The sequence below is a fragment of the Listeria sp. SHR_NRA_18 genome (assembly GCF_003856515.1).
Lineage (GTDB): Bacteria > Bacillota > Bacilli > Lactobacillales > Listeriaceae > Listeria_A > Listeria_A newyorkensis.
Genome location: NZ_QPKR01000011.1, coordinates 25,780 through 38,986, shown reverse-complemented (window position 1 = coordinate 38,986; position 13,207 = coordinate 25,780). Strand labels below are relative to the sequence as shown.

The 13,207-nt window shown below is 42.8% G+C and carries 13 protein-coding genes; all 13 read left to right on the top strand.

Going from position 1 to position 13,207, the window contains the following annotated elements; all coding sequences use genetic code 11:
• Positions 1-19: 19 nt before the first annotated feature.
• Positions 20-442: a hypothetical protein gene (locus DUK53_RS14195; RefSeq protein ID WP_124892826.1), complete on the top strand. Its 423-nt coding sequence runs from the start codon at positions 20-22 to the stop codon at positions 440-442.
• Positions 443-546: 104 nt separating this feature from the next.
• The gene (locus DUK53_RS14190; protein ID WP_124892824.1) at positions 547-825 is read left to right on the top strand and encodes a phage holin; all 279 of its coding nucleotides are present in this window, start codon (positions 547-549) and stop codon (positions 823-825) included.
• The gene (locus DUK53_RS14185) at positions 825-1,601 is read left to right on the top strand and encodes a M15 family metallopeptidase (protein ID WP_124892822.1); all 777 of its coding nucleotides are present in this window, start codon (positions 825-827) and stop codon (positions 1,599-1,601) included. Before DUK53_RS14190 ends, DUK53_RS14185 begins: the two co-directional genes overlap by 1 nt.
• A 522-nt stretch (positions 1,602-2,123) precedes the next feature.
• Positions 2,124-2,291 (top strand): hypothetical protein, encoded by a 168-nt coding sequence (locus DUK53_RS17545; protein ID WP_156110573.1) that lies wholly within the window; start codon positions 2,124-2,126, stop codon positions 2,289-2,291.
• Positions 2,292-2,305: 14 nt separating this feature from the next.
• Entirely contained in the window at positions 2,306-2,890 is a 585-nt protein-coding gene (locus DUK53_RS14180; protein WP_161564243.1) for a GNAT family N-acetyltransferase, read from the top strand.
• Between the two features lie 213 nt (positions 2,891-3,103).
• Positions 3,104-4,273: a hypothetical protein gene (locus DUK53_RS14175; protein ID WP_036090704.1), complete on the top strand. Its 1,170-nt coding sequence runs from the start codon at positions 3,104-3,106 to the stop codon at positions 4,271-4,273.
• Between the two features lie 88 nt (positions 4,274-4,361).
• Positions 4,362-5,228: a UV DNA damage repair endonuclease UvsE gene (uvsE, locus tag DUK53_RS14170; protein ID WP_036090706.1), complete on the top strand. Its 867-nt coding sequence runs from the start codon at positions 4,362-4,364 to the stop codon at positions 5,226-5,228.
• Positions 5,229-5,296: 68 nt separating this feature from the next.
• Positions 5,297-5,899, top strand: coding sequence for a TetR/AcrR family transcriptional regulator (locus tag DUK53_RS14165; RefSeq protein ID WP_036090708.1), 603 nt, complete (start codon positions 5,297-5,299; stop codon positions 5,897-5,899).
• 90 nt (positions 5,900-5,989) lie between these two features.
• Positions 5,990-8,194, top strand: coding sequence for an MMPL family transporter (locus DUK53_RS14160; protein ID WP_036130186.1), 2,205 nt, complete (start codon positions 5,990-5,992; stop codon positions 8,192-8,194).
• Positions 8,195-8,262: 68 nt separating this feature from the next.
• Positions 8,263-9,192, top strand: a complete 930-nt coding sequence (locus tag DUK53_RS14155; RefSeq protein ID WP_036130232.1) for a dipeptidase — start codon at positions 8,263-8,265, stop codon at positions 9,190-9,192.
• A gap of 111 nt (positions 9,193-9,303) precedes the next feature.
• Positions 9,304-10,659, top strand: a complete 1,356-nt coding sequence (gene rpoN / locus DUK53_RS14150; protein WP_036090714.1) for an RNA polymerase factor sigma-54 — start codon at positions 9,304-9,306, stop codon at positions 10,657-10,659.
• Between the two features lie 406 nt (positions 10,660-11,065).
• A complete protein-coding gene (locus DUK53_RS14145) occupies positions 11,066-12,112 on the top strand; it encodes a sugar-binding transcriptional regulator (protein WP_036090718.1) in 1,047 nt (348 codons plus the stop codon).
• A 34-nt stretch (positions 12,113-12,146) separates the two neighbouring features.
• Positions 12,147-13,157, top strand: coding sequence for a type I glyceraldehyde-3-phosphate dehydrogenase (gene gap / locus DUK53_RS14140; protein WP_036090720.1), 1,011 nt, complete (start codon positions 12,147-12,149; stop codon positions 13,155-13,157).
• The last annotated feature ends 50 nt before the right edge of the window (positions 13,158-13,207 follow it).

The following is a 13,207-nucleotide window of genomic DNA, read 5'->3' as shown; positions in this document are numbered from 1 at the left end:
ATGGGATGAGGTGATTGGATTGGAGCAAGAAGTAAAGATTACAAATCGTGAATGGACCCAAATTACAAATAAAGTAGAAAAAACAGAAAAACAGTCAACTGCTAATTTAGAACGATTAAATCGACATAGTAAGCGGTTAGATATTATAGAAGATGCTCAAATGACATTACCGCTTGCTATTCAAAAGGCGGTAGAAAAAGGTATGGCCCCAACATTGGAAAAGGTAATAATCCATGATCGTAAATTTTCCGAAATAGAGCTAAATCGCGAACGAGAGCGGGCAGAAAAAGCAGAGCAGATAATTGAAGAATCAAAAGAAAAAAAACGGTGGCTTATTCGAATTATTATAGGTGCATTAATTGCCGTTTTTTTTACATCGATAATCGGAGGAGTCATTAGTTTTTATGTAGCGGTGTTCTTGAACAATCTAGGAGGGGGGTGAAAGCATGTCAGCAGTTGGTAAAATGCTTTGTAATATGGGAATTCATCAATGGAAAAATGGTAAATGCACACGATGTGGTAAAAAGAAATAGGAGTTGAGGACAAATGAAAATCAACTGGAAAATAAGAAATAACTGGCGTACATGGGTATTATCTGGCGTTACGGTAGCTACTATTATGTGGACAGCAGGAGGCTTTGAACTATCTGATTTAGATAGTTGGAGAATCCTAGGTCAGGCGTTTGTGGAGTTTCTAAGTAAACCAGTTGCGATTATTGGGGTTATCACAGCTTTGATTGCAACATATGTTGACCCAACAACTGCTGGGTTTTCTGATAGTAAGCAGGTTATGAATTATACGGAACCAAGAAAGGATGATAAATAATGACAAAATTACATTACAGTGAAAGAAGTTGGGGTAACATTGCAAAACTGGCGAATGATACAAAGGCAAAAGCAACGGCACTATTTAAATATGCAGAGGATAACAACATCGAGGTATTAATTTATGAGACTATCCGAACAAAAGCACAACAAGAGGCTAACGTTAAATCTGGTGCATCGCAAACGATGAAGTCCTATCACCTAGTAGGTCAAGCGCTTGATTTTGTTCCGACAAAAGGATCAGCAACAAAATGGGATGAATATGGACGTGCGGATATTAAGAAATTCATTGCTAAAGCTAAGGCGTTAGGATTTGAATGGGGCGGAGATTGGACTAGTTTTGTGGATAAACCACACTTGCAGAACAATTATAAGGGTTATGCTACAGATACGCTTGGGGATGCACCGAGCAAATCACCGCAAACTCCCTCTAAACAAGCAACTGGTGGGAGTATTGTAGATTACTTGAACAGCAAGAAGATTGATTCTAGCATGGCTAATCGTAAGAAACTAGCTGTTAAATACGGCATCGCGAACTACACAGGGACAGCAACGCAGAATACGGCTTTATTGAATAAACTAAAAGCGGGTGCGGCACCATCTAAACCAGTGCAATCAGGATATAAAGGCACTTCACTGGTTGATTATTTGAAATCAGTAAATAAAGCGTCTGACTACAGTTCACGTTCAAAATACGCTCATCAGTATGGTATCGATGCCTATAGAGGCAGTACCTCGCAGAACTTGCAGTTATTGAAGAAAATGCGTGGATTCTAAAGTAATTGAAAAAGCCTCTCGTTTGAGGGGCTTTTTTATTTTGTTTTCTGATGCTTAATATTTAATGTGATATATTTTTTATGAGTCTTGATATTTAAAAATAATTTATTAGTATGTTATAATAGCGTTGTTCTCATCCCGAGCATGAGACAGAAAAAGGACACCTAATTGTGCTAGCCTAGGTGTCCTTCGTGGCATTATCCGTGGCATACGGTCATAAAAACCTACATATAGAGCCATTAATTACGCCTGTCGAGGGCATTAAAAGTGAGTAGTACCAATGTGTCCATGTGATTAATGGCTGTTAATTACATGAATCATAATTCCTTTGTCCAATTAGGCTAAACTAATTGGACACTTTTTGTTATATATGTGTACCGTTTTTTCTTAATCTGTGGTACTATAGGATTAGAGGTATAAGGCTATACGAACTATGTAGTTTTGCACATTGCTTGGCGTTGTATTAAATTTTAAAATTAAATTTACTATCAAGACTAATAATATAATTTGGAGGAATGAGCTATGGTAACAGGTACATTGAAAAAAAATGATGTCATTGTTCTACCGGATAAGGATTTTAAGAATGCAGTTAAATTGTTTGAAAATCCAGTAGTTGATTTAAATAAAGTGAATGAAGTTGTCCTAAGAATGAGAAGAGCAAAGAAAAACAAAAACATAAATATTCATTGAGGGATGGAAATATGATGAGGGATAACGAGAAGCAGCAAAGTGGCGACATAGATATTTTCTCTCTTAATGGATTAGTGTCTCATGATAATGTTGTGGGACCATTTGGATGTGGGATTGATCTATTGAATGACTTTATTCGTACAGACGCGATGAAACAAGATTCTGAGATGCTTAGTGCCACAACGATTATGATGATGGGGAACGAATTAATTGGTTACTTCACAGTATGCGCGAGTGAGGTGAGTTTAGCTAAGAAATTTAAACGTTCCAATACGAAATATTTTACAAATCAATTAAGAGTTTATCCAGCTTTTAAAATTACACACTTTGCAATAAAAGAAGAGCATCAAGGCCAAGGATATGGATCAGCTCTGATGAATGCTTTGTTCAGGATATGTAGTATTAATATATCTCCATATGTTAAGTTCCCAGTGTTGGTTGTGGATTCGCTAAATGAAAAATCAACCAGCTTTTATAAATCGATGGGGTTTGCGGATATTGTTCATTTTTCTGGTGCGGGAGAACATCTTATGGGAATTGCTACAAAACAAGTTCAAGAAACGATTTATAGAGAGATGGAAGATATGTTGCATAATTAGCCTATATTTTGGGCTTTTTTTATTTGATAATTTGCTATGAATTGTGCTACAATCCTTGTGACAGTAAATTATTTTACTCTTTTTGATTGGTTATTAGTACTTATTGTTACTTTTAAATTTCAGAACATTCTATCAGTTTGTTCGGTAATTAACAGAGTGAAAGCATACAGAGAGAAGATTGGTTGGAATAATTTAATGAGATGGGGGATTTATATGAATCCGGTTACGGCTTTTACGATTATCATGCTTATTTGGACGATTGGGGATTTTGTGGCTAAGAAAACGAAATCAATTATTTCTTCTTTACTTGTGGCGGCGATTATTTTCATAGTCGGGTTTAAAACGAATATGTTTCCGGAAGATTTGCTGACTAGTTCTTCTTTACTCGCGCTGGGCCAGACGGTTATTGGCATGCTAATTGTTCATATTGGGACGATGATTAGTATTGATGAGCTGAAAAAGCAGTGGAGAACGGTTCTTATCGGTGTTTCTGCGATTCTTGGTATTATCGTTTTCCTTTTCACAATTGGCTCTTTCTTTTTGGATCAAAATTTCATCATTTCGGCGATTGGGGCGATTAGTGGTACGACGGTCGCGGTCATCATTATTCAAGAGGCCGCGCTGGCATCTGGACTGGTGTTGGTTGCTGTTTTTGCTGTGCTGATTTCGGCTTTTCAGGGGTTGATTGGTTATCCGCTCACTTCGATTATTTTGCGGAAAGAGGCGAATCGTTTGAAGGGAGAATATCGGGCTGGCCGATTGAAAGTGAAGGAGCCTGTGGAAAAAGCGGTGAAGGAGGAGCCGAAAACAATATTGCCGAAAGCTTTCCAAACGACGGCGGGGACTTTGTTCGTGGTCGGTGCAGTCGTGATGCTTGCTGGATTTATTTCTGATTTGACGAATGGGATTGTGAATCAATTTGTTATTGCGTTGCTGCTTGGTATTTTACTGCGTGCGTTTGGTGTTCTAAAACCGAATATTTTGACTGGTATCGATGCGTATGGGTTGATGATGATTGGGATTTTGCTCATTATTTTTGGCCCGCTCGCTACGTCTTCTGTGGACGATTTAATTGCGTTGATTGGTCCGCTTTGCATCGCGTTTGCCATTGGGGTTACAGGAAGTGTCGCGTTTTCGGCTGTTTTGGGAAAACTTCTTGGGTATAGTATGGCGATGTCGATGGCGATTGGGCTCACGACGCTCTATGGTTTTCCTGGAACGATGATTTTGAGTCAAGAGGCCGCGAAAAGTGCTGGTGAGAACAAGGAAGAAATCGCGGCGATTGAGGCAGAAATATTACCGAAAATGATTGTGGCTGGTTTTTCGACGGTGACGATTTTGTCGGTGGTGGTTACGAGTATTTTGGCTGAGTTTATACATTAGGATGGATAGCGAAAGCAACGATCAAAACCACTTTACTTGGTGTGATGGTTGCTTTTTTGCTATGATGGTGTGCGGAAGGGGTGGAGTGATGAAATTAGGATATGCGTGTATTAATATGTCGATGCCTTCGAAGTTTCGGACGTGTCGGTTGCGGACGGTGGAGGAGCAGGGGCTGGAAAAAGTGAAGGAGATTGCGGTACATAATTTGGCGGAGGTTATTCGGGTTTTGGAGTGGAATATTGCGCATGAGATTTATTTTTTCCGAATGTCGAGTGATTTGATTCCTTTTGCGTCGCATCCGATTATGACGTGGGATTGGCAGCGGGATGCGGATATTTTGGCGTTGACGGAGGAGATTAGTCGGCTGCGGGAGCTTCATGGGATGCGGTTGTCGATGCATCCTGGGCAGTACACGATTATTAATTCGCCGCGTGCGGATGTTGTGGAGAAGGCGATTGCGGAACTTTCGTATCATCAGCAGTTGTTGGATTTGGTCGGTGGCACGGATATGATTTTGCATATTGGTGGGGCTTATGGCGATAAGAAAACGGCAAGTGAGCGCTTTATACAGGCATATAAAGGCTTATCGGATGATATTAAGCGGCTTTTACGGCTGGAAAATGATGATAAGACGTATACGGCGAATGATGTTTTGGCTATTGCGGAGGCTACGGGCGCAACGGTTTGTTTTGATATTCATCATCATATTTGTAATCATGAGCCGGATGCAGATGTGGCGCAAATTGTGACGGATGTTTTTAAAACGTGGGAAACGACGCCAAAAATGCATATTAGCTCTGGAAAAACGGGGGCTACGGATCGGTCGCATCATGATTTGATTCATTTGGAGGATTTTCAGCGGTTGATGGGATTATTGGCTGGGCGTGATGTGGATATTATGTTTGAGGCGAAGCGCAAGGAGCAGTCGGTTTTGGTGTTGCGGGAGGAGTTGTGATGTGAGGTTTACGGATTGGCGAAGTCGTGATAAAATGATGGAGGAATGAGTGATGGAGGCGAAACGGGATGAAGAAGCGGACTCGTGCGGAGGAATTGGTTTTTACGCGGAATAAAATCTTAACGACGGCTCGTGATTTGTTTATGGAGAAGGGTTATCGAACGGTTTCTACGCGTGATATCGCGGCGCAGTGCCAGATGACGCAGCCTGGGCTTTACCATCATTTCAAGGATAAGGAATCGCTTTATGTCGAGGTTGTTCGGCAGTTGACGATTGAGATTCATACGGATATGATTCCGATTGAGCAAGCAAATGATTCGCCAAAAGTGCAACTAAAGGCTATGCTAATGATGTTGATTGAGAATCATCCGACGAATATTTTGATGATGATTCATGATATATTGAACGAACTGAAGAAGGAAAATCAGTTTTTGATGTTTCAGCTTTGGCAATCGACGTATTTGGATCCGTTTAAGCGTCTCTTTGAAAAGATGGCAGATGATGGGACATTACGCCCGGGGGTGACGAGTGAGACGGCGGCGCGTTATTGTTTGTCGACGATTAGCCCGGTTTTTGCTAGTGATAGCCCGTTTCGTACTGGTTCTATTTCGGACCGTTTGGACGAGTTGATTGATTTTATGATGTTTGGAATTTGTAAAAAAGAGGTATAATTGGAATGTCTCTTTTTTTATAAATAAAAATTTATCGATTGATAAACGAAAATGTTGATCAAGTGATAAATGAATTAGGGGGAAGTTGAGATGAGTCATGGTATTTTTAGTAAGATTGCGAACGCGGTAGGTGGAAAGCGTGGACGGTGGATTACGCTTGCTGTCTGGATTTTGATTGTGGTCGCATTGCAGGTGTTTTTGCCGAAATCGGCGGATTATAAGGATGATGCGGCGTCGGATTTGGCGGCATCGGAGCCTTCTGTCGTGGCGCAAAAAGTGATGGATGAGCAGTTTCCGACTGGGGAAGGTACGCCGGCTCTGATTACGTGGTTTCGGAGTACGGGGCTGACAAATACTGATTTAGCGCAAATTCAGGAGTTTTCGAAGGCGTTGCAGCAAAACCCAGTGGATCATCAGAAAACGGTGGTTCCGTATGATAAGATGCCACTTCCGGTTTTGAAGCAGCAGGTTTCGAAGGATGGTACGACGTTTATTCAGACGGTTTTGATGGATTCGAAGGCGTCTTCGGATGAGCTGAAAACAAGTTTTGAGGAGTTAGAAAAGACGGCGAATGGGATTTTTGCGGATAAGCCGTTTGATCAGAAGGTGAGTAGTAAGGATACGTTGACGGCGCGCACGACTGGGCCTGCGGGGATTAGCGTGGATGCGACGGAGTTATTTAGTGATGCGGATGTGTCGCTGTTAATCGGGACGGTCTTGCTTGTTTTGATATTCTTGTTGCTGATTTATCGCTCACCGATTTTGGCATTTATTCCGCTTATTGCGGTTGGTTTCGCTTACTTGGCGGTGACGCCGATTATTGCGTTGCTTGGGAAAGAGGGCATTATTACGTACGGTTCGCAGGGGCTTTCGATTATGACGGTGCTTTTGTTTGGGGCTGGGACGGATTATTGTTTGTTCTTGATTGCGAGATTCCGCAGTCAGTTGCATCATGATGAAAATCGCTATACGGCTTTCAAAAAGGCGTTTAGTAATACGGCGGGCGCGATTGCGCTTAGTGGCTTCACGGTGATGGCGGCGTTACTTATTTTACTTGTTGCAAAATATGGTTCGATTCATAATTTTGCGGTTCCGTTTAGCTTGTCGATCTTGATTATGATGATTTCTTCGTTGACGCTCGTTCCAGCGCTACTCGGTATTTTTGGACGGATTTCGTTCTGGCCGTTCGTTCCGCGCACAGAGGAAATGGCAAAAGCGCATGCTGCTAAAAAGAGCAAAACGGTGAAACCTCATCGCGAAAACCGTTTTTGGCACCGTGTTGGTGAAATGTCAGCGCAACATCCGATTAAAACGTTTGTGATTACGATTTTGATTTTGGGTGGTTGTGCGATTTTTGCGACGCAGGTGAAGTATACGTATGACACGCTTTCGACATTCCCGAAAGATATGCCGTCGCGTGAAGGTTTTACGCTGATTAGTGATCATTTTGGTGCGGGGCAATTAGCGCCGGTGAACTTGATTGTGAAAACGGATGGCGAGAAGACGGATCTGCGGACTAATTTGGAGAAAGAGGATGGCGTTGCGAATGTGTCTGTGGGTATTCCGAGCACGAAAAATCCGGATTATGTGATGTACACGATTGAGCTGGCGGATAACCCGTATAGCAACGAGGCGATGGACGTGATTCCGGATATTCGCGATACGGCAAAAACAACGCTGAGTGATGCTGGGATTTCAAAAGACAATGTTTGGATTGCTGGACAAACGGCGACACAATACGATTCGCGCGCTGTGACGAAACAGGATGAGGCGTTGATTATTCCACTTGTTATCGGCTTGATTGCGTTGCTACTACTCGTTTACTTGCGTTCGGTGACAGCGATGATATACCTTGTGGCGACGGTTCTGCTTTCGTTCTTCAGTGCACTTGGACTGGGCTGGCTTATCATTCATTACGTGATGGGCGTCGAGGCAATCGCTGGTTTGATCCCGATTTACGCGTTCGTCTTTATCGTAGCGCTCGGCGAGGATTACAACATTTTCATGATTTCAAGCATCTGGAAAAAAAGTCGGGAATTGCCGTTACGTGAGGCGATTACAGAAGGCGTGGGACAAACGGGTGGCGTTATCACATCAGCGGGTATTATTTTAGCAGGAACGTTCGCTGTTTTGACAACCTTACCGATTCAATTGCTCGTCCAATTTGGCTTAATAACGGCGATTGGTGTCTTATTGGATACTTTCATTGTCCGTCCATTCTTAGTCCCAGCGATAACGATGCTGCTTGGAAAGTGGTCATTTTGGCCGGGGAAAGGGCATAATAAAGAACGTTGATCAAATAACGCTTGTTTCCCACCTCAAAAAGTATATAATAGAGATATTAAATGGGGGTGGGTGTAATGATGAACATCGTGGATATGCATTGTGACGCGCTTTATAAGCTGCAGGCGGGTGCTGGGAAAGTGACGTTTCAGGATTCGGAGCAGTTGGACGTGAATTTTGAAAAAATGATTGCGGGCGGTATTAAAATGCAGGCTTTTGCGATTTTTCTAGAACCGACGACACCTGTCGAACAGAAATGGAAGAAAGCGATTGAGCAAGTGAATATTTATAAGCAGCATGTTTTGCATCGAAATGGTGTGATTAAGCCGCTCAGACAGTGGTCCGATGTTGCTCGTGTGCCGGAGGAGAAAATCGCGGCGTTCCTGACTTTGGAGAGTGTGGAGCCGATTGGGACGGACTTGCGCAAATTGGATCAAATGCTTGATTATGGGGTGCTTTCGGTCGGTTTGACTTGGAATAACGCGAATTTGGCGGCGGATGGGATTGAGGAGTCTCGTGGCGCTGGTTTGACGGATTTCGGAAAGGCGATTGTGGCGCGGCTGAATGACCGGAAAGTGTTCACGGACGTGTCGCATTTGAGTGAGAAGGCATTCTGGGACGTGATGGAACTCGCGGATTACCCGATTGCTAGCCATTCTAATGCCAAAGCGATTTGCCCCCACCCCCGTAATTTGACGGACGAACAAATCAAGGCATTACTTGAAAAAGACGCGATGATTCACCTGGTTTTCTATCCACTTTTTGTGAAGGAGACGGCGGACACGGTTTATATGGAAGATTTAATTGCTCATATCAAACATATTTGCGATCTTGGCGGTGTTAAAAATATTGGCTTTGGCTCTGATTTTGATGGTATTCCGTATCATATTGAGGGCTTGGAGGATTGCTCCAAATATCCGGCTTTTATCGCGGAGCTTCGAAAGCATTTTACGGAACAGGAAATTAAGGGCTTTTGCTACGATAATTTTTTGGAGCATTTGCCGAAATAGGACGATGCGCCTCCCAGCATGATTGGGAGGTGTTTTTGATTTAGGGCTTATCGACTTGGAGGGGACGTGTTATAATAGAGAGGACGAGTATGAAATAGGAGGAGTTATCTCATGAGATTAGAGTCCAATTTTGTCCAGAAGCAGCAGCAGACGCAATCGATGAAGTTGATGATGACACAACAGTTGTCGCAATCTATCGCGATGTTGCAGTTTAATATGGAAGATTTGACGGCTTTTCTGGAAGATAAGGCACTGGAGAATCCTTTGATTGAGGTGATTCCGGGTGTGGATACGGCTCCTGATTATACAATAACGACGACGCGCAAAAAAGATAATCTTGCGGGAGCGGATGATACGGATTGGCTGGAGCAAATTGCGGATACGACGATGACGCTTTCCGATGCTTTGAAGGAGCAGATGCAATTTTTAGATATGACGAGTCAGCAGAAGTTGGCGTTATTGTTTTTGATTGAAAGCCTTGATAAAAATGGCTATTTGCAGACGGAGCTGGATGTTGTAGCTTCGGCGTTGCTTATTTCTGAGGGCGATGTGCTGGAAATGCTGGAGACGTTGCAGGGGTTTGAGCCTGCGGGGGTCGGCGCGCGTGATGCGAAGGAATGTATTTTACTGCAAATCCAGAGGCATGAAAGAGCGCCAGATAAGGCTTACGAGCTAATTCGGGATTATTTCGAGGACTTTGCGAACAAGCGCTGGAAAAAGATTGCGGATGGCTTGGGTATTGAGATGGTGGACATTCAGGCGATTTCGGATTTCATCATTACGCTCAATCCAAAACCTGGTGCGGAATTTGAATCGGAACGGGTACAATATGTTGTGCCAGATCTTGTGTTGCAGCGGGATGGGGATGAGCTGCGGGTCAAGGTAGCTAAGCAATTTTTGCCGCGGATGAAGTTTCAAGAGGGTTACTTCAAGATGATGCAGGCGACGCAAGAAAAAGATGTGGCGGCTTTTTTGAAGGAGAAGGCTGGCGAATTTGACTGGTTGAAGAAGGGTTTGGAGCAGCGGGAAAGTACGATTGGTCGTGTTGGTGAGGCGATTGTGAGGCATCAGCGGGAATTCTTTTTGCATGAGGGAAAGCATTTGCAGCCATTGACTTTAAAGGAAATCGCGGAGGAAATTGATGTCCATGAATCGACGGTGAGCCGGGCGGTGAATGGGAAATATATGGAGACGGTGCAAGGTGTATACGAGTTGAAGTATTTCTTTTCATCGAGCCTGACGAAAAAAGCGAGCGAAGAATCGGATGCGGGTGATGTTTCAAGTCAAAGCATTAAGAAGCTAATCCAACAATTTGTGAACGAAGAAAATAAGCTAAAACCACTTTCTGATCAAAAAATTGTGGAGATGCTGGATGATCAAAGTATTCAAGTTTCGCGCCGGGCGATTGCGAAATATCGCGGTGAGTTGAATATTCCATCTTCATCGAAACGGAAAAGATTTGTTTGACCTCTTGTCATGCGGCGAGAGGTTTTCTTCTTGATTTGAATTGTTCATGTTTTAACATAGTCATTCCGTGGAATATGGTAGTGTGTGCTTATTATATAGTAGGAACACAGTGTTCATGAATCATGAATTTTTCTTTAAATGATAGCTTAATGCTTGAATTTTGACCTAATCACTGGTAGAATGGTTGTTGTAGGGTAATGAAATAGCTACTTGCTTTATGGCAGGCGATTTACGAGAAGAGATGGGTTAGTTTAGAAACGAAAAGATGACTGGCGTTGCATTTTAACGAGCGATGGTCACAATAGTTTACTAGCAAAGACTTAGTTCTCTTGTTTTTTTAGTTTTATCGGGACATCTTATGACTAAGCGGGTCAAGAAGAGTCCAAGATGGTTAGGAGACTTTGAAATGTCAGATATTATTAACATTCAAAAGAAATTGTTACCCGACATGCTTCTAGTAATGCAGAAGCGCTATCAAATCTTGCGTTCGATTTATTTTGCGGAACCGGTTGGTAGACGGACACTTGCCCAGATGTTGGGTATGAGTGAGCGGGTGCTACGCGGTGAGGTTGAATTTTTGAAAGCACAAGGGTTGATTGGCATTGCTCCTGCTGGGATGACAGTGACGAAGGATGGTCTGGTCGTATTTCGCGAATTAGAATCCGTTATGAATCAATTGACGGGAATACATACAATGGAAGATCGACTCCGCGAGAAATTAAAGATCAAAGCTTGTTTTGTTGTTCAAGGTGATAGTGATGTGACGCCGTGGGTCCTGGAAGAAATGGGACGTGTGGCACTCGAACAGTTGGATATATCGCTCACGGAGAAGAAGAATACGATTGCCGTGATGGGTGGTTCTACCATGGCGACGCTAGCCGAAATGATGACACCTGATTTTTCAAATGGACGCGAACTACTTTTTGTCCCGGGACGTGGTGGGCTTGGTGAGGATCTCAATAATCAAGCGAACACGATTTGTGACAGGATGGCAACGAAGACGAACGGCAAACACCGTATGTTTTATGTACCGGAACAGCTTGGCGAAGAAGCATATCAATCATTGATGAAAGAGCCTGCAATTCAAGAAGGACTGCGACTCGTTCAATCTGCGAATGCGATATTACATGGCATTGGCGACGCGATGACGATGGCACAGCGCCGGCACACGAACGCCGAAACGATGCAGAAAATCACGGAAAGACAAGCCGTGGGAGAAGCATTTGGCTATTACTTCAATGAGCAAGGAGAAGTCGTGTACAAAGTTCCAACATTTGGTTTACAATTTGAAGACCTACCTCGCATACCGAATATTATTGCGCTAGCAGGAGGCACTTCGAAAGCCAAAGCAATCAAATCGTATATGAAAACCGCTCCGGCACATACGATTTTAGTAACAGACGAAGGAGCCGCAACGATGCTTTTAAAAGGGGAAAACACCCTTTTGAAATAAAAAATTTCATTATTTTCAAGGAGGAAATTGACTTATGACAGTTAAAGTTGGTATTAATGGTTTTGGACGTATCGGACGTCTAGCATTCCGTCGTATTCAAAATGTGGAAGGTATTGAAGTTGTTGCAATCAATGACTTAACAGACGCTAAAATGTTAGCTCACCTGTTGAAATATGATACTACTCAAGGTCGTTTTGATGGCGATGTTGAAGTACATGATGGTTATTTCAACGTGAACGGCAAAGAAGTTAAAGTTTTAGCTAACCGTAACCCTGAGGAATTACCATGGGGCGAACTTGGTGTAGATATCGTTCTTGAGTGTACTGGTTTCTTCACTGCGAAAGAAAAAGCTGAACTACACATCAAAGCTGGTGCTAAAAAAGTTGTTATCTCAGCTCCTGCATCTGGCGACATGAAAACAATCGTTTACAATGTAAACCATGATACTTTAGATGGAACAGAAACAGTTATCTCTGGTGCTTCATGTACTACTAACTGTCTTGCTCCAATGGCTAACGTATTAGAAAAACAATTTGGTATTGAACAAGGTCTTATGACTACAATTCACGCTTACACAGGCGACCAAATGACACTTGATGGTCCTCACCCAGGTGGAGACTTCCGTCGTGCGCGCGCTGCAGCAGAAAACATCACTCCTAACACGACTGGTGCTGCTAAAGCAATCGGTCTTGTATTACCATCACTTGTTGGTAAATTAGACGGTGCTGCTCAACGTGTTCCAGTTGCAACAGGTTCATTAACTGAATTAGTAACTGTTCTTAAGAAAGAAGTTACTGTTGAAGAAGTGAACGCTGCAATGGAAGCTGCAAGTGATGCAGATACATTCGGTTACACTAACGATCCAATCGTTTCTTCTGATATCGCTGGAATTACTTTCGGTTCTTTATTCGACGAAACACAAACTAAAGTCCTTTCAGTTGGCGGCAAACAACTAGTGAAAACTGTTGCTTGGTATGACAACGAAATGTCTTACACTGCACAATTAGTTCGTACACTTGAATATTTCGCTAAAATTGCTAAATAAGATTGCTAAGAACTAAATAATAAACAAATAAGCGGGAACAGGTCTTTTGT